This window comes from Paracoccus limosus (genome assembly GCF_009711185.1).
GTDB classification, from domain to species: Bacteria; Pseudomonadota; Alphaproteobacteria; order Rhodobacterales; family Rhodobacteraceae; genus Paracoccus; species Paracoccus limosus.
On sequence record NZ_WMIF01000029.1, the window covers coordinates 28,734 to 44,973 of the forward strand.

Consider the following 16,240-nt stretch of genomic DNA (forward strand, 5'->3'; position numbering starts at 1 on the left):
GTTCCGACGACCGCTTGCGCCCGGCGCGGGCGGGCCTCAGCCCGGTGGCGGCGCGGTCGAGGTCCGCACCACCAGCCCGCCGCCGACCGCGCCCAGCACATCGGCCGCGCGCCCCTCCAGCCGCGCCAGCAGATATTCGGCCGCGCGCTGGCCGATAGCGGCGTAATCGACGGCATAGGTGGTCAACGGCGGCTCGGTCCATGCCGCGATCTCGCTGTCGTCAAAGCCGGTGATCGACAGATCGCGCGGCACGTTCAGCCCGCGCGCCCGCGCGGCATGCAGCGCCCCGATGGCCAGCGCGTCATTGCCGCAAATGATGGCGGTCGGCACCGGCCCTTCGGCCGCAAGGATGCGCTCCAGACCCGCCGCGCCGAACTCCAGCCGTGCCGGCCCCTCGACGACATGCCGGGGGCGCAGGCCCAACCCACGCTCGGCCAGCGCCTGACGGATGCCCAGCAACCGCTGGCCGACGCGTTCGTTGTTGTGCAGCGGCTGGTGGATGACGCCGAACCGTTCATGGCCCAGATCCAGCAGGTGACGGGTGATGCGGGCATAGGCGCAGGCATTGTCGAACCCGATGGCGGGATGGGCGATGTCGGGACGCCAGCCATAGGTCAGCACATAGGGGATGCCGCGGGCCTCGATCATCTGGAACAGCTCGGGCGGGTGCGATTCCCCGACGATGGCCAGCGCCTCGACCCCGCGCGCCAGCATGGTGCGCACATGCGCCAGCGACTGCTCGGGGTCATAGTTGAAACTGCCGATCAGCACGGTCATGCCCTCTTGCATGGCGCGGGCCTGCAAGGCCGCGACCTGCCGGGCAAAGACATCATTGTCCAGCGTCGGGATCACCGCGCCGATCAGCCAGCTGCGCCGTGAGGCCAGCGCCGCCCCGGCGGGATGGGGAAACCAGCCCAGCTGCTTGGCCACGCGCAGCACGCGGTCGCGCACATCGGCGGCCACCTTTTCGGGATTGTTGAAGGCGCGCGACACCGTGGCCGTCGAGACCTGCGCCGCGCGGGCAACATCGGCGGCGGTCGGACCTTTCCTGTGTGCGTTCACCCTGCTCCCCCGGTCGCTGTGTCCCTGACCTGTATTCGCATACATAAGCAAACAGCCCGCCCCGGCAAGATGATTAGCACAGTTGACAGGAATCTCGGCGATGTGATGTAAGCGCATACATACCCCGTCAGGAGGCCGGCGAATCGCCGGGACGGGAAAGGAGGACCCAATGGAAAAGTCGATCGGCTGGATCAGGAAGCCCATCGAAGCCGCCATCGCGCTGTGCATGGCGGTGATGCTGGTTCTGGTCTTTGGCAATGTCGTTCTGCGCTATGCCTTCAATTCCGGCCTGACGGTCTCGGACGAGCTGTCGCGGCTGCTGTTCGTCTGGATGGTCTTTCTGGGCGCGCTGGCCGCGCTGTTCGAGCGCCGGCATCTGGGCGTGGACACGCTGGTCGCGCATCTGTCGCGGCGCGGGCGGCTGGTCTGTTTCCTGCTGTCGAACGGGCTGATGCTTTACGCGACATGGCTGGTGTTTCTGGGCGGCTGGCAGCAGGCGCTGATCACGCTGGACGCCACCACCCCGGTGCTGGGCGTCAGTCAGGCGTGGTTCTATGCGCCGGTGCTGCTGTTCTCGCTGGCCTCGGCGCTGTGGTTCGTCGTGCAGCTGCTGCGCGCGGCTCTGGGCCGGATCGGCGACGATGAACTGGTCGAGATCCGCGAAAGCGAGGAGGACATCGACGCCGCCATGCAGAAATCCATCCCCACCGGGGACGACGAGGCGACCGGAGGCCGCAAATGACCATTCTCGTCTTTATCGCCTCGTTGCTCGCGGCCATGGCCATTGGCATGCCCATCGCCTATGCGCTGATCCTGTGCGGCGTGGCGCTGATGGTGCAACTGGATGTTTTTGACGCGCAGATCCTGACCCAGAACGTCGTCAGCGGCACCGACAGTTTCACGCTGCTGGCGGTGCCCTTCTTCATGCTGGCGGGCGAGGTCATGAATGCCGGCGGCCTGTCCAAGCGCATCGTGAACCTGGCGCTGGCGCTGTGCGGCCATGTGCGTGGGGGCCTCGGCTATGTGGCGATCATCGCGGCCTGCATCCTGTCGGCGCTGTCGGGCTCGGCCGCGGCGGATGCGGCGGCGCTGGGGGCGCTTCTGGTGCCGATGATGGTGCGGGCCGGCCATGACAAGGCGCGCTCGGTCGGGCTGGTCGCCTCGGCCTCGATCATCGGGCCGATCATCCCGCCCTCGATCGCCTTCATCCTGCTTGGGGTCACCACCAACCTGTCGATCTCGAAACTGTTCATGGCCGGGATCGCGCCGGGGCTGATGATCGGTCTGGCGCTGGCGGTGGCGTGGTGGATCGTCGTGCGCGGCGAGGACATCGAGCGGCGCCCGCGCGCCAGCCGCGCCGAACGCCTGCGGGCGCTGCGCGAAAGCCTCTGGGCGCTCGGCTTGCCGGTCATCATCATCTTTGGCCTGAAATTCGGCCTGTTCACGCCCACCGAGGCCGCCGTGGTCGCCGCGACCTATGCGCTGTTCGTGTCGATCGTGATCTATCGCGAACTGCGCCCGGCCGAGCTTTACGCCGTCTTCGTCAACGCGGCCAAGGTGACCAGCGTGGTGATCTTCATGGTGGCGGCGGCGCTGGTCTCGGCCTGGCTCATCACCATCGCCGACCTGCCCGGACAGGTTGTGCAGCTGCTGGAGCCGTTCATGGACAGCCCCAAGCTGCTGATGCTGATGATCATGCTGCTGATCGTCGTGGTCGGCACCGCGATGGACATGGCGCCGACCATCCTGATCCTTGGGCCGGTGCTGGTGCCGGTGGTGCAGGCGGCGGGGATCGACCCGATCTATTTCGGCGTGCTGTTCATCATCAACAACTCGATCGGCCTGATCACGCCGCCGGTCGGCACGGTGCTGAACGTGACCGCAGGCGTCACCGGCACCAGCATGGCGACGGTGATCCGGGGCGTGACGCCCTTTATGCTGGCGCAGCTGATCATCCTTGGCCTGATGATCCTGTTCCCCGGTCTGGTCACCGTGCCGGCGGCGTGGTTCTCGCGCTGAGCCAGCGGAAATTTCGTCCATCAGAGGAGGATATGGACATGCGAATGAAACTGAAGTCGATGCTGGCGGGCCTGATGCTGACCGCGGTGATGCCGCTGGCCGTGCAGGCCGAGATCCGCGAGCAAACGATCCGCTTTGCCAGCGCCGGCGCCGACGGCTCGCCCATCGTGCTGGGCATGCACAAATTCGCCGAGATCGTGAAAGAGAAAAGCGGCGGCAAGATCGAGGTCAAGGTGTTCCCCGCAGGCATGCTGGGCGGCGACATGCAGACGATCACCTCATTGCAGGGGGGCGTCCTGCAGATGACGACGATGAACGCCGGCCTGCTGTCGGGGATCGCGCCCGATTTCGCGCTGCTGGACCTGCCCTTCCTGTTCAGCGCCCCCGCCGAGGTCGATGCCGTCATGAGCGGCGAGGTCGGCCAGAAACTGGCCGCCGAGCTGGACCCCAAGGGGCTGGTCGCCCTGTCCTATTGGGAGCTGGGCTTTCGCAACCTGACCAACAACCGCCACCCGGTCGCCAAGCTCGAAGATCTCTCGGGCCTGAAGATCCGCGTGGTGCAATCGCCGATCTATCTGGACATGTTCGGGGCGCTGGGGGCCAACCCGGTGCCGATGCCCTTCCCCGAGGTCTATACCGCGCTTGAAACCGGCACGGTCGACGGGCAGGAAAACCCGGCTGCCTCGATCCTGACGGCCAAGCTGAACGAAGTTCAGAAATACATGACCATCACGCGGCACACCTATAACCCGCAGGTGGTGATGTTCTCGAAGAAACAATGGGAAAAGCTGGGCCCCGAGGAACAGAAGCTGCTGCAGGACGCCGCAGCCGAGGCCGGCACCTACCAGCGCCAGCTGGCCCGCGATGCCGATGCCAAGGCGGTCGCCGATCTCAAGGCCGCCGGCATGGAGGTCACCGAACTTTCCCCCGAAGAGCTGCAACGCTTCCGCGACAAGACCGCGCCGGTCGCCGAGAAATTCTCGGCCAGCGCCAACCCCGAACTGGTCAAACTGCTCAACGACACCATCGCCAGAACGCGCGGCGGCAACTGAGCGGCTGATCGCCCAAAGCCGCGCGGCGTGGTGTCGCGCGGTTCCCCTTCGACCCGGATGACAAAGATGTTTAGCAAGAACCGCCTCAAGGAACGCCTGCTTGCCGGCCAGCCCGCCTATGGGTGCTGGGTGGGCGGCGGCTCGCCCACCACTGCCGAGATCCTAGGCCATATCGGCTTTGATTTCCTGTTGGCGGATCATGAGCATGGCATCGGCGAAACGCGCGAGATCCTTGAGACGCTGCGCGCCATCGAGACCACGCCGACCCCGGCCATGGTCCGGGTGCCGTGGAACGACCACGTCTTCCTGAAACGCGTGCTGGATGCGGGCGTGCAATCGGTGATGATCCCTTCGGTCGAGACGGCCGAGGCGGCGCGCGCGGCCGTCGCCGCCTGCCTTTACCCGCCGCAGGGCATTCGCGGCTATGCCGCCGGCGTGGTGCGCGCCTCGACCTTTGGGCTGGAACCCGATTACATCCACAAGGCCAACCAGCAAATGCTGATCGCGCTGCAGGTGGAATCGCATGTCGCCGTCGCCAATATCGCCGAGATCGCGGCGACGCCGGGGGCCGACATCATCTTTATCGGCGTGAACGATCTGGCGGGCTCGATCGGCCGGCTGGAACAGACCGATCATGCCGATGTGCAGGAACTGGTGCGCCGGGCCGAGACCGCGATCCGTGCCGCCGGCAAGATCTTGGGCACGGTGCCCCATGCCGGGGCCAGCGCCCGCGACCTTTTCGCCCGCGGCCATCGTGTCGTTGCCGGGCCGCATGATGTCGCGCTGCTGCGCGATGCCGCCCGCGCCGTGCTCGACGATCATCGCAAGGCGACCGGCGCCGCGCAGGATCTGGCCCGCGCCTATTGACCCCAAGGCCCGGCGCCCGACGGCGCCGGGCATCCCTGCGCCCCGCTTCGTCGCGCGCAAACAGGCATCGACAATCGTCGCCCCACAAATTATCTATAAAACATGAGCACGAAATCCGAAGAGACCTTGGCCGCGCGCATCAGCCGCAGCCTCGCCGACCGCATCATCGCGGGCGAGATCGCGCCGGGCGCCCGGCTGCGGCAAGATCACATCGCCGAGGAATTCGGCGCCAGCCACGTCCCCGTGCGCGAGGCCTTCCGGCGTCTTGAGGCGCAGGGGCTGGCGGTCAGCGAACCGCGCCGGGGTGTCCGGGTCGCCGCCTTTGACCTGTCCGAGGTGAAGGAGGTCGCCGAGATGCGCGCCGCGCTGGAGGTGCTGGCCCTGCGCCACGCTGCGCCGCATCTGACCCCGGCCATTCTGGATGCCGCCGAAGAAGCGACCAAGGCCGGCGACGATTCCCATGACGTGCGCTCGTGGGAGGAAGCCAACCGGCGCTTTCACCGGCTGATCATCGAACCCTGCCGGATGCCGCGCCTGCTGGCCGCCATCGACGACCTGCACGCGGCCAGCGCGCGATTCCTGTTCTCGGCCTGGCAATCGGATTGGGAAACCCGCACCGACCACGACCACCGCGCCATCCTCGTCGCGCTGCGCAAGGGCGACATCGACACCGCCTGCGCGACGCTGGCGCGCCATGTGCAATGGGTCGGACATCGCCCGGTTCCCGTGGCGGGCGGGCGCAAGCGCGATGCTTTCGCGATAGTCGGCTAGAATTATCTATTACACCACTTGCGGACCTGCCGGGTTTCTGGATTCATTATAGATATCACTACAGATTATCTATAATATGAGAGAGACCATGAGCCAGACAAGCACCCTCGCCCGGCCGAATGTCCGCGCCCTGACCCGGATCGTGGCGACGATCATTCCCGGCGTCGCGCTGATCACACTTTGCGCCAAGCTGCATGTGCCGTCCTGGCCGGTGCCGATGACGCTGCACACGCTGGCGGTCATGGGGCTGGCCATCGCGCTGGGGCCGCGCATGGCCACGGCGACCTTCCTGACCTATCTGGCGGCGGGCGCCGCCGGACTGCCGGTGTTTTCCGGCACGCCCGAGCGTGGCATCGGTCTGACCTATATGGTCGGCCCGACCGGCGGCTATCTGCTGGGCTATCTGGTGGCCAGCTGGGTCACGGGCACGCTGGCGCGTGGTCGGGGCATGATTGGCAAGGTGCTGGCGATGCTGGCGGGGCTTGCTGTCACCTACGGGTTCGGCCTGCCCTGGCTGGGCCTTTACGTCCCCGCCGGACAGGTCGTCGCCTTTGGCTTTTCGCCCTTCATCCTGGGCGATCTGATCAATATCGCCATGGTGGCACTAGGCGCCGCGCTGATGCCCGCGCGGCTGGCGGCGAGGTTCGGTCGATGAGCGCCGCGACCGACACCCCGCGCCACGACTGGACCGAGGCCGAGGCGCGGGCACTTTACGACCTGCCCTTTCCCGAGCTGTTGTTCCGCGCCCAGACCGTGCACCGGCGGAATTTCGACCCCGCCGAGATCGAGACGGCGACGCTTTTGTCGATCAAGACCGGCGGCTGCCCCGAGGATTGCGGCTATTGCGCGCAAAGCGCCAAATGGGAGGGCGGCGTCAAGGCGGGCAAGCTGATGCAGGTCGACGCCGTGCTGGCTGAGGCCCGCCGCGCCCGCGACGGCGGCGCCACCCGCTTTTGCATGGGGGCGGCATGGCGCAGCCCCAAAGACCGCGACATGGATGCCGTCTGCGCCATGATCGCCGGGGTCAAGGCGCTGGGGCTGGAAACCTGCGTCACGCTGGGCATGCTGACCCCGCCGCAAGTCGAACAGCTGGCCGGGGCCGGGCTGGATTACTACAACCACAACATCGACAGCTCGCGCGAGTTCTACCCCCGGATCATCACCACGCGCAGCATGGACGACCGGCTGCAGACGCTGGCCCATGTCCGGGCGGGCGGCATCAAGGTCTGCTGCGGCGGCATCGTCGGCATGGGCGAAACGGTCGCGGACCGCATCTCGATGCTGGTCATGCTGGCCGGGCTGGAGCATCACCCCGAAAGCGTGCCGCTGAACATGTGGCAAAGGATCGAGGGTACGCCGGTCATGGCCATGGCGGAACCGGCGGGGGCGATCGCCTATGCGCGGCTGGTGGCGCTGGCCCGCCTGCTGATGCCGCAAAGCGTGCTGCGGCTTTCGGCCGGGCGCAACGCCATGAGCGACGAGGCGCAGGTGCTGTGTTTTCTGGCCGGGGCGAACTCGATCTTTACCGGCGACGTGCTGCTGACCACCGAAAACCCGGGCCGTGACCGCGATGCGATGATGCTGGCCGAACTGGGAATGCGCGCGGCGCGGCCGCAGCCGGCCCCCGCCTGCCCCAGCTGCGCCACCGCCACATGAGCGCCATTGTCGTCACCGGGACAGACACCGGCATCGGCAAAACCGTGTTCAGCGCCGGCCTCGCCGCATGGCTGGGGGCCAGCTATTGGAAACCTGTTCAGGCCGGGCTCGATGACGAAACCGACAGCGCAGCGGTGATGCGACTGGGCGGGCTAGGCGCCGACCGCATCCTGCCCGAAAGCTATCGGCTGCGCAGCCCCGTCTCGCCACAGCGGGCGGCCGAGATCGAGGGCATCGCCATCGCGCCCATGGCAATGGCGGTGCCGCGCCTGCCCGGCCCCTTGGTGATCGAAGGTGCCGGCGGGGTGATGGTGCCGCTGACGCGGCAGATCACCTTTCTGGACCTGTTCGCGCACTGGCGCCGGCCGGTGGTGCTGTGCGCGCGCACCGGGCTGGGCACCATCAACCACACGCTGCTGTCGCTCAGGGCGTTGCGCGACCGCCATGTCCCGGTGCTGGGCGTCGCCCTGATCGGCGCGGCCGAAGAGGCGACAGCGCGGATCATCGCCGAGCTCGGCAATGTCCGCATCCTTGGCCGCCTGCCCTGGATCGAGCCTTTGGACCGGGCGACGCTGAGCGCGGCTTTTGCCGCAGGCTTTGCCGATGCCCGGTTCGGATCGAGTGGGACGCGCCCAACCGATTCATGAGCGGCCGCCTGTTCAGGGCCTGTCCTTGTGCCCGATAAAGAACTGTCTCCGTTTCGGAAAAAGGAAAAGGCCCCGCGTGGCGGGGCCCTTCCAGTCCTTATAGCCGGATCAGCGGTTGGCCAGAGCCTCGGCGCGCAGGTGCTCGTAGGTCTGCGGGTCCAGCGGCACGGCGTCGGGCTTGCCCAGATCCTCCATGCGCACCCGGAAGGTCTCGCGCGCCGAGAAGGCCGCCGCTGCCGCGATGCAGGTGATGGCAAAGGCGATCGAGCCCACCATCATCGGCACATTGGTCGAACCCGGAGGCGCCACGGTGGCAAACAGGGCCGGCAGCAGCGCGGTGATCGTGGTGCCGATGTTTTGCGAGATCGCCATCGACGACACACGGGTCCGGGTCGGGAACAGCTCGGGATAGAAGCTGGGGAAGGTCGCGTTGTAGCCTTGGTAGACCACGCCCCACATCAGCAGCGACATCAGGATCGCCAGAGGCACCGAATGGATCGAGATGGCATAGAGATAGCCAAAGGCCAGCAGGCCCGAACCCAGCGCACCGACGATGATCGGCAGACGGCGCCCGATCTTGTCCGACAGGTTGCCCACCATCGGGATGATGACGCAGGCGAGGATATTGCCCATCACCGGGATCCACAGATAGACGTCCTTGGGGAAACCGATGCCATAGGCTGCCTGCACCGCATAGGCGGCACCAAAGACGGTGGCGACGACCGGGATCGTGTTCATCAGCGCCATGCAGATGACGCGGATCATGTCGGGCCAGCTGGTCTGGATCGCCTCGATCACCGGCGAGCGCGGCACCGATTGCCGGGCCTCTTCCTTTTGGAAGGCCGGGGTTTCCTCGACCTCGCGGCGGATGATCCAGCCGGCGACGATGACCACGAAGCTCAGCAGGAACGGCACCCGCCAGCCCCAGCTGTTGAAGGCGTCGTCGGGCATGAAATGCGCCAGCGGCAGAAAGACGGCGGCGGCAAGGATCTGGCCGGCCTGCACGCCTTGCAGCGTGAAGCTGGCGAAAAAGCCGCGGCGGCCGATCGGCGCGTGCTCAAGCACCATCGAGCTGGCGCCCGAGATCTCGCCGGCAACGGCAAAGCCCTGGATCAGGCGCAGCACGACCAGAAGGATCGGGGCAAGGATGCCGACCTGCGAATAGGTCGGAAGCAAGCCGACCAGCAGGGTCGAGATGCCCATCAGGAACATGCACAGGATCAGCACGTTCTTGCGGCCATGGGTGTCACCCCAATGGCCCAGAACGAAGGCACCGATCGGGCGTGCGATATAGCCCACGCCATAGGTCGCCAGCGAGGCGATGATCGCCGTGCGCGGGTTCTCCGAAGGAAAGAACACCTGCGGGAACACCAGCGAGGCCGCAGTCGATGAAGAAATCGTAATATTCCAGCGCAGAGCCAATCCAGCCGCTGGCCGCGGCCTTGCTTGATTGACTCCGACCCTTCGACACGCCGGTCGATGAAGCGCTCATAAGCATTCCTCCCCTGATGGCGCCATTTCCCCCGCGCCACATGTGATGGCTCATAACTCGCAGGCAGTGGACCTTACGTCAAATATCCTTTGGCACCGATACGTAACATGATGTTAATTTGCCGCCAGCGCGGGTGGGGATACCGCGATCAGCCGTTGTCGGGTCTGGAGCGGGTTCCCGCCTATAACAACATGAGATCATTTAAAGACCACGGCCCGCGCATAGGCGGTGGTTACTGCGCCAAGGCGGCAGGCCTGAGTTAAGCAGCAGTCGAGAATCCGGGGCTTAGAACGACGTCGGGCCTATGCGCATCGGCGATTGTCAGGGGCATTCGGGCCTGCGCATCCTCGTCGCCGTGCCTCGCGATGTGCGAGTCTGCGCTGCTATCAATGCGCCGAACGGACGCCCCTTTCCTGCTCCCGGGGGCACCGTTTCAGTTCGGAGCGCGTCCATAGGTCGCTTTGAGAGTTGAGATAGCGGCCAAGCACCAGCCCAAGCTACGAAGGGCACCAGGACCACGCCGGCTCAGCCGCGAGCGCAATGTGTCATAACCGCCCGGAGCGCCCGCCCGCGCGGCCCGGAAATCCGGGACGGCATGATCCCTCGCCGGCGGGGGGCAAAACCCGCAGCGCGTCTCCCACGCCCCGGCCCGCCCCACGCCTAGTGTCAGGCTTTCCGCTTCAGGATGAAGGGCCGCGGCAACTCATCATCGTGGCGTAGCAGCAGATCGTCGGTTTCGCTGGCCGTCAGCGGCGGCGAGACCGCCCTGCCCTGCACGGCGTTGAAGCCGATCTGCGACAGGAAGGATTTCTCCTCAAGGTTCAGCACGCCATCGGCCAGCGTCTTGAGCCGCAGATGTTCGGCCAGCGCCAGAATGGCAAGGATCATCCGCTGCTGGTCGGCGCGATGGTCGCAGCCGGCGACGAAACTGCGGCCGATCCGCACCCGGCCGACGCAAAAGCTGCGCAGATCGTCCAGCCCGGCGCTGGCCTGACCGAAATTCCCGACGGCGATGCGGCAACCGGCGGCGGCCAGCCGCTGCAGCGTCGATGTGACCGGCACCCGGCCACCGACCCGGCCCAAAGGCTCGGTCACCTCGATCTCGATGCGGTCGGGGGCCATGTCCAGCCGGTCCAGCTCCCACAGGAGGGCATCGGCAAGGCCGGGATCGGCCAGCTCGCGGTCGCTCAGCGAAACCGAAACAAAGGGCACGCTGCGGCCCAGCCTGTCCCAGCCCGCCAGCGCGGCCAGTGCCTGACGCAGGATCAGGCGCGCGCAATCGGCCAGTGCCTCGCGGCCAAGGCGGGGGGCGACATCCTCGAAATCCAGCCGGCCCAGTTCGGGATGCATCACCTCGGCCACCACGGCCAAAGCCACCAGCGCCCCGGTGTCGCAGCAGATCTGCGGCTGATAGCGCAGCGCGATCTGATCGGCGGCAAACAGCGGCTCGGCCCCGCCCAGCGGCAGGCCGTCGCCATCGGGATATTCGACGAAACGGATCTGACCGGTGGGGGTCAGCGGGCTGCAAGCCGCCAAGGCTTCGCGGCCAAAGCGGTAGAGCGCCTGCAATTCGGCCTCGCCACGCTCATCACCGACGATCACCGCATTGACCACCGGCGTGACCCGGATATCGCCAAGGTCGAAATCCGACCGGCAGATCACCCCCAGCTGCGCCAGCAGACCCGGCAAGGCGCCGGTGCGCCGACGCAACATCGGCCCGCACAGTTCGGCCTGACCGGGAAAGCGGTCCTGCGGCAGAAAGCGCAGCTCGCTGGTCAGGCGCAGCGCCATCATCTCCATCATCCGGTCCAGCAGCGCCGAGCCAAGGCTGGTGCAGAGCAGGTCGCGGTTTTCCACCCTGAGCACCAGCACCGCGCGCGAGCGGTCCCGCCCCGGCTGCCCGGTCGCGCCGCCCTTGACGATCTGCATCAATCTGGATGCCGCAGATGCGATTGCGTTGGCCATCATTCGTCCCGAATCAAGTTTCCTGACCCGAGCCTAGACCGATCCGCTTTTCGTTCCGTTAAAGTTCGCGCAGCACCGGCACGTCTCCGGCCGGTTTTTCCTTAAAATCCGACGGATCCAGCGCGCTGAAATCGAACAGTTTCGGATCGGGCAGATGCGAGGGGCGCACATTCATCAGCGCCCGGAACATCACCTGCCGGCGGCCGGGGCTGCGCGTTTCCCATTCGTCCAGCAGCCGTTTCACCTGCATGCGCTGCAAGCCTTCCTGACTGCCGCACAGATCGCAGGGAATCACCGGATAGTTCATCAGCCGCGAGAATTTCTCGCAATCGGCCTCGGCGATGAAGGCCAGCGGCCGCAGCACGTTCAGGTCACCCTCTTCGTTCAGAAGCTTCGGCGGCATCGAGGCCAGCCGGCCGCCGTGGAACAGGTTCATGAAGAAGGTTTCAAGGATATCGTCGCGGTGGTGGCCCAGAACGACGGCCTGACAGCCCTCTTCGCGCGCGATCCGGTAAAGGTTGCCACGGCGCAGGCGCGAGCAGAGCGCGCAATAGGTCCGGCCTTCGGGCACCTTTTCCTTCACGATGGAATAGGTGTCCTGATATTCGATGCGATGGGCGACCTGACGGTCGGTCAGGAATTCGGGCAGGACGGTGGCCGGGAACCCCGGCTGGCCCTGATCCAGATTGCAGGCCAAGAGTTCGACCGGCAGCAGGCCGCGCCATTTCAGCTCATGCAGGACGGCCAGCAGCGTATAGCTGTCCTTGCCGCCCGACAGGCAGACCAGCCAGCGGTCGCCGGGCCGGATCATGTCATAGGTTTCAATGGCCGCACGGGTTTCGCGCACCAGACGCTTGCGCAGTTTGCGGAATTCGGTCGAGGACGGCGCGCCGCGAAACAGCGGGTGAATCTCGTCCTGCGTCTCGTCCTGATCGTCGATCTCGTCGCGCATCGCTCCCGCTCCTTGTCGCGGCTTCATATCACGGATGACGCCGGGCGTCAGTCCTCGGATCCCGGCACCGGGTCATGGCCATGCCCGCCCCAAGGATGGCAGCGGGCGATGCGGCGCAGGGTCAGCCAGCCGCCCTTGAACGCACCATGCCGCTCCAGCGCCTCAAGCGCATAGGCCGAGCAGGTCGGCTGGAACCGGCAGCCATGGCCGACCCAAGGGCTGGCGACCAGCCGATAGGCGCGCACCGGCAAGGCCACGACCTGCGCCAGCGGGCTCATGCCCCGGCCCCCGGTCCGGGCCCCTGCCCGTGGATGCGGCGCAGCGCCTGTTCCAGATCCTGACGCAGTGCGGCGAAATCGCGTTCGATCGTGGCGCCGGGGCGACCGACCAACACATAGTCCCAGCCCGGCTGCCCGCCGACCGGCAGGATTTCGCGCGCCAAGGCCCGCAGCCGGCGCTTGGCGCGGTTGCGGGCAACGGCGTTGCCGATCTTTTTCGAGCAGGTAAAGCCGATGCGGATCAGCGCGGAATCATCGCCGCGCCGCCGGGCCTGCAGCAGAAAGCCGGCCGTCCCCTGCCGGCGGGCCGAGGCCGCGCGCAGGAAATCGGCCCGCTTGCGCAGGACCTCGGGCCGGACCGGACCGGGGCTGTCCGAAACGCTGGAAGCCGCCCCGACCGCATCCACGGGGGACGGCGATTCGGCGGCGGCATCTTTGTCAGGCCGGACCATCGGCAATTGCCCAGACGCCTCGCGGCGCTGCAGGCTTATGCGCTGAGCGACTTGCGGCCCTTGGCGCGGCGGGCGTTCAGAACGCGGCGGCCGCCTTTGGTCGCCATGCGCGCGCGGAAGCCGTGGCGACGGGCGCGAACCAGGTTCGACGGCTGGTAGGTGCGTTTCGACATCTTCAAACTCCGGGTCAGGGCGTGTCAGGGTATGGGCAAGAGGCCCACGCAAGACGCGCCGGTCTATTCGAGGCCCGCTGCATAGTCGCAGCCCGCCCGCGAGTCAACCACAACCGCCCCGTCCGGGGCAGAAATCAATGTCCAATTCCACATCGGAGCAGCGCTCAGGGAACCCATGGGCAGTCACGCAGGTTTGAACTGCGCCCGGCAAAGGCTTATGTGGAACCAGCGACACCAGGAACTGGGGTGGAATAGCAGATCGACATGTCCCTCAATACCCTCTCCGGGCGATTCGCGCTGCTGACCGGGATTTTCGTGCTTCTTGCCGAGCTGCTGATCCTGCTGCCGTCTTTGGCGAACTACCGGCTGGATTATCTGGAATCACGGCTGGAGCGCGCCCAGATCGCCAGTCTGGCGCAGCTCGCCACCGATGAAACGCTGGCCTCGGACGTGGAATCCGAGCTGTTGGAGAATGCCGGCGTGTTCAACGTAGTGCTGCGGCGCAACGATGTGCGCCAGCTGGTGCTGTCCTCGCCGATTCCGCATCCGATCTCGGCCACCTACGACCTGCGCGCCCAGCCCTTCTGGACCTCGGCCCGCGATGCGCTGGCGCAATTGCTGGAACCGCAGAATCGCGTGATCCGCGTTATCGGCGCCCCGGTCAATCAGGCCGGCCAACTGATCGAGATCACCATGGACACCGCCCGGCTGCGCACCGAGATGATCGACTATGGGCTGCGCCTGCTGGCGATTTCGGCCGCATTCTCGATCCTGACGGCGCTTTTGCTGAACGTGGCGGCGCAGCGGCTGCTGCTGGTGCCGATTCGGCGCGTCATCAGCCATATGACCGCCTATGCCAATGCCCCCGAGGACGCGCGCTCGATCATCACGCCCACTGCCCGGCTTTCGGAACTGAACGAGGCCGAGACCGCGCTGGCGGCGATGCAGCGCACGGTGACCTCGGCCCTGAAGCAAAAGGAACGGCTGGCCCAGTTGGGTCAGGCCGTCGCCCGCATCAGCCATGACCTGCGCAATATCCTGACCACCTCGCAGATCTTTGCCGACCGGCTGGAGACCAGCGAGGATCCCGCCGTGCGCCGTGCCGCGCCGAAACTGGTGAACTCGATCAGCCGCGCCGTGAACCTGTGCGAGACCACGCTGGCCTTTGGCAAGGCCAAAGAGCCGGCACCGTCGCTGTCGCGGTTCAACCTTGCCTCGCTTGTAACCGAGGTGACCGAGGCCGAGGCCCTGGCTTCGGACAGGGTGGATGGCGCGGGCAGCATCGAGTTCCTGACCGACGTGCCGGCGGGCCTGATGATCCGCGCCGATCGCGACCAGCTGTTCCGCGTGCTGTCCAATCTGGTGCGCAACGCCCGTCAGGCCATCGAGGCCACGCGCCAGCCCGGCACCATCGAGATCGGCGCCGGCGAGGACGAATCGGGCTGGTTCATCCGCGTCGGTGACACCGGGCCCGGCCTGCCGCAAAAAGCGCGCGATTACCTGTTCCAGCCGTTCTCAGGCGGCTCGCGCAAGGGCGGCACCGGGTTGGGTCTGGCCATTGCCGCCGATCTGGTGCGCAACCACGGCGGCAAACTCGAGCTGCTGCGCAGCGATTCCGAGGGCACGCAGTTCTGCCTGACCCTGCCGCGCGAGCTGGCCGGCCTGTCGCTGCGCGAAGATGGCAGTGATTCCTAAGCAATTTCAGTATTTTCCGCGGGCGCGAAAACTTTTCTGCGCCGCGATGCATTTTCGGCCTTGCACCCCCCCGGACCTATCTCTAGATAACCGCCTCACAGCGGACCCATAGCTCAGCTGGATAGAGCACCAGACTACGAATCTGGGGGTCGGGCGTTCGAATCGCTCTGGGTCCGCCATTTATCTCATTGAAGATACTAGGCAATTAGATCGCCTCCCTACCCGGAGTTGCGGTAGTTTGCAGCCGGTTTGCAAATGCTGTTGCCGGGCTGTTCTCAAATGCCAAGATTGCCGCCCTGGAAAGCGCCGGGGTCATGGCGAGATATTTCTCCAAGATCCGGGTGGCCGATTGCAGCGTGTGGCCGGTAACGGCGCAGATCTGCGGGATGCCATTTTCAGCCTCGGCCAGCAGCGTGACAGCCGTGCCGCGCACATCATTGAAGCGCAGATACTCGGCCTTCTTCGCCTTCGGCAACTCGGCATAGCCCTCCGGCCGCAGACCGCAGGCAACCATATGGGCCGACCATTGCTTGCCCAGCTCCTTGTCGTTGCCTTCGGTAAACCACGGGCGCCCATCGGCGCGGGTCAGGATGTAAGGCCCTGCCCGGCCCATACTGTCCAGCATCCACCGCAGAGCCTGCGAGACATGGATTGTCACGCGCGCCTTGGTCTTGTTCTGGCGCAGGCTGATCGTCTCACCTTGGAAGTCGGCCCACCGCAGGCGGATCAAGTCGCCATACCTCTGGCCGGTGTGCAGCGCCAGAATCAGCGCCTGCTGCAGCTCCAATGGCGCGTCCTGCATGAAGGTCGCGATATCGGCAGCAGTCCAGATCATCTCGGAGCGGTCGCCGGAATAGATGCGCTCGAAGCCCGCCAGCGGGTTGTCCTTGAGCCGGCCCTTGCGCGCCGCATAGGTAAACACCGCCGACAGAACAGACAGCCGGTTGTCAGCTTCGCGCGGCCGGTCGCGGCCGATTTCTTCCTGATATTCCAGGAACACGCCCCGGACCCGGGGGCTTTCCAAGGCCTTGATTGTCAATCGGCATCCAAACGGCCCCCCCGATCGGCGCCCAAAAGTGACCCCTTTGGCGCGCGGTTGAGCAGGCCCGTGGCGGCGTAGCTTTCCAGCTGGCGCAGCCGACGCGGGCCTGCGTTTCGG

The 16,240-nt window shown here is 66.3% G+C and carries 17 protein-coding genes and 1 tRNA gene; 10 read left to right on the forward strand and 8 right to left on the reverse strand.

Annotated elements, in window-relative coordinates; all coding sequences use genetic code 11:
• Positions 1-36 precede the first annotated feature (36 nt).
• Positions 37-1,062, reverse strand: a complete 1,026-nt coding sequence (locus tag GL279_RS16175) for a LacI family DNA-binding transcriptional regulator (RefSeq protein WP_211371345.1) — start codon at positions 1,060-1,062, stop codon at positions 37-39.
• A gap of 169 nt (positions 1,063-1,231) precedes the next feature.
• Between GL279_RS16175 and GL279_RS16180 the strand changes: the two genes are divergently transcribed.
• The 8 genes from GL279_RS16180 (at position 1,232) to bioD (ending at position 8,074) form a co-directional block, all read left to right on the forward strand.
• Positions 1,232-1,804: a TRAP transporter small permease gene (locus tag GL279_RS16180; protein ID WP_155065649.1), complete on the forward strand. Its 573-nt coding sequence runs from the start codon at positions 1,232-1,234 to the stop codon at positions 1,802-1,804.
• Positions 1,801-3,081 carry a TRAP transporter large permease subunit gene (locus GL279_RS16185; protein WP_155065650.1) on the forward strand — a complete coding sequence of 427 codons (1,281 nt, stop codon included), beginning with the start codon at positions 1,801-1,803 and terminating at the stop codon, positions 3,079-3,081. Before GL279_RS16180 ends, GL279_RS16185 begins: the two co-directional genes overlap by 4 nt.
• A 44-nt stretch (positions 3,082-3,125) precedes the next feature.
• Positions 3,126-4,133, forward strand: a complete 1,008-nt coding sequence (locus GL279_RS16190) for a TRAP transporter substrate-binding protein (RefSeq protein WP_211371346.1) — start codon at positions 3,126-3,128, stop codon at positions 4,131-4,133.
• A 66-nt stretch (positions 4,134-4,199) separates the two neighbouring features.
• Positions 4,200-5,000: an HpcH/HpaI aldolase family protein gene (locus GL279_RS16195; RefSeq protein ID WP_155065652.1), complete on the forward strand. Its 801-nt coding sequence runs from the start codon at positions 4,200-4,202 to the stop codon at positions 4,998-5,000.
• A 102-nt stretch (positions 5,001-5,102) separates the two neighbouring features.
• Positions 5,103-5,771 (forward strand): GntR family transcriptional regulator, encoded by a 669-nt coding sequence (locus GL279_RS16200; RefSeq protein ID WP_155065653.1) that lies wholly within the window; start codon positions 5,103-5,105, stop codon positions 5,769-5,771.
• Between the two features lie 88 nt (positions 5,772-5,859).
• Positions 5,860-6,426 (forward strand): biotin transporter BioY, encoded by a 567-nt coding sequence (locus GL279_RS16205; protein ID WP_155065654.1) that lies wholly within the window; start codon positions 5,860-5,862, stop codon positions 6,424-6,426.
• A complete protein-coding gene (gene bioB / locus GL279_RS16210; protein ID WP_155065655.1) occupies positions 6,423-7,427 on the forward strand; it encodes a biotin synthase BioB in 1,005 nt (334 codons plus the stop codon). Before GL279_RS16205 ends, bioB begins: the two co-directional genes overlap by 4 nt.
• Entirely contained in the window at positions 7,424-8,074 is a 651-nt protein-coding gene (gene bioD, locus GL279_RS16215) for a dethiobiotin synthase (RefSeq protein WP_155065656.1), read from the forward strand. The genes bioB and bioD overlap by 4 nt, the downstream gene beginning before the upstream one ends.
• Before the next feature lie 108 nt (positions 8,075-8,182).
• Here bioD and GL279_RS16220 read toward each other — a convergent pair whose 3' ends face one another.
• From GL279_RS16220 to rpmH, 6 genes are all read right to left on the reverse strand, one after another.
• Positions 8,183-9,496 (reverse strand): MFS transporter, encoded by a 1,314-nt coding sequence (locus GL279_RS16220; protein ID WP_211371347.1) that lies wholly within the window; start codon positions 9,494-9,496, stop codon positions 8,183-8,185.
• A gap of 736 nt (positions 9,497-10,232) precedes the next feature.
• Complete coding sequence (locus GL279_RS16225) at positions 10,233-11,495, reverse strand: EAL domain-containing protein (protein WP_246175353.1); 1,263 nt, start codon at positions 11,493-11,495, stop codon at positions 10,233-10,235.
• A gap of 94 nt (positions 11,496-11,589) precedes the next feature.
• Positions 11,590-12,483: a tRNA 2-thiocytidine(32) synthetase TtcA gene (gene ttcA / locus GL279_RS16230; RefSeq protein ID WP_155065658.1), complete on the reverse strand. Its 894-nt coding sequence runs from the start codon at positions 12,481-12,483 to the stop codon at positions 11,590-11,592.
• A 47-nt stretch (positions 12,484-12,530) separates the two neighbouring features.
• Entirely contained in the window at positions 12,531-12,761 is a 231-nt protein-coding gene (gene yidD / locus GL279_RS16235; RefSeq protein ID WP_155065659.1) for a membrane protein insertion efficiency factor YidD, read from the reverse strand.
• Complete coding sequence (rnpA, locus tag GL279_RS16240; RefSeq protein ID WP_155065660.1) at positions 12,758-13,213, reverse strand: ribonuclease P protein component; 456 nt, start codon at positions 13,211-13,213, stop codon at positions 12,758-12,760. The genes yidD and rnpA overlap by 4 nt, the downstream gene beginning before the upstream one ends.
• A gap of 35 nt (positions 13,214-13,248) precedes the next feature.
• Positions 13,249-13,386, reverse strand: coding sequence for a 50S ribosomal protein L34 (rpmH, locus tag GL279_RS16245; protein WP_017998233.1), 138 nt, complete (start codon positions 13,384-13,386; stop codon positions 13,249-13,251).
• A 264-nt stretch (positions 13,387-13,650) separates the two neighbouring features.
• Here rpmH and GL279_RS16250 point away from each other — a divergent pair, with 264 nt between their 5' ends.
• Both GL279_RS16250 and GL279_RS16255 read left to right on the forward strand, forming a co-directional pair.
• The gene (locus GL279_RS16250) at positions 13,651-15,081 is read left to right on the forward strand and encodes a sensor histidine kinase (protein WP_155065661.1); all 1,431 of its coding nucleotides are present in this window, start codon (positions 13,651-13,653) and stop codon (positions 15,079-15,081) included.
• Between the two features lie 102 nt (positions 15,082-15,183).
• Positions 15,184-15,260, forward strand: a tRNA-Arg gene (locus tag GL279_RS16255).
• Positions 15,261-15,286: 26 nt separating this feature from the next.
• On the opposite strand, the gene GL279_RS16260 is transcribed toward GL279_RS16255, so the two are convergent.
• Complete coding sequence (locus GL279_RS16260) at positions 15,287-16,120, reverse strand: tyrosine-type recombinase/integrase (RefSeq protein ID WP_155065662.1); 834 nt, start codon at positions 16,118-16,120, stop codon at positions 15,287-15,289.
• Positions 16,121-16,240: the final 120 nt, after the last annotated feature.

Bases quoted from the DNA above. Each gene is read 5' to 3' on its own strand.
- GL279_RS16250 (WP_155065661.1), top strand. From the start codon at position 13,651: ATGTCCCTCAATACCCTCTCCGGGCGATTCGCGCTGCTGACCGGGATT.
- ttcA (WP_155065658.1), bottom strand. From the start codon at position 12,483: ATGCGCGACGAGATCGACGATCAGGACGAGACGCAGGACGAGATTCAC.
- GL279_RS16190 (WP_211371346.1), top strand. From the start codon at position 3,126: ATGAAACTGAAGTCGATGCTGGCGGGCCTGATGCTGACCGCGGTGATG.
- yidD (WP_155065659.1), bottom strand. From the start codon at position 12,761: ATGAGCCCGCTGGCGCAGGTCGTGGCCTTGCCGGTGCGCGCCTATCGG.
- bioD (WP_155065656.1), top strand. From the start codon at position 7,424: ATGAGCGCCATTGTCGTCACCGGGACAGACACCGGCATCGGCAAAACC.
- GL279_RS16185 (WP_155065650.1), top strand. From the start codon at position 1,801: ATGACCATTCTCGTCTTTATCGCCTCGTTGCTCGCGGCCATGGCCATT.
- bioB (WP_155065655.1), top strand. From the start codon at position 6,423: ATGAGCGCCGCGACCGACACCCCGCGCCACGACTGGACCGAGGCCGAG.
- GL279_RS16195 (WP_155065652.1), top strand. From the start codon at position 4,200: ATGTTTAGCAAGAACCGCCTCAAGGAACGCCTGCTTGCCGGCCAGCCC.
- GL279_RS16200 (WP_155065653.1), top strand. From the start codon at position 5,103: ATGAGCACGAAATCCGAAGAGACCTTGGCCGCGCGCATCAGCCGCAGC.
- GL279_RS16225 (WP_246175353.1), bottom strand. From the start codon at position 11,495: ATGCAGATCGTCAAGGGCGGCGCGACCGGGCAGCCGGGGCGGGACCGC.
- GL279_RS16180 (WP_155065649.1), top strand. From the start codon at position 1,232: ATGGAAAAGTCGATCGGCTGGATCAGGAAGCCCATCGAAGCCGCCATC.
- GL279_RS16205 (WP_155065654.1), top strand. From the start codon at position 5,860: ATGAGCCAGACAAGCACCCTCGCCCGGCCGAATGTCCGCGCCCTGACC.
- rpmH (WP_017998233.1), bottom strand. From the start codon at position 13,386: ATGTCGAAACGCACCTACCAGCCGTCGAACCTGGTTCGCGCCCGTCGC.
- rnpA (WP_155065660.1), bottom strand. From the start codon at position 13,213: ATGGTCCGGCCTGACAAAGATGCCGCCGCCGAATCGCCGTCCCCCGTG.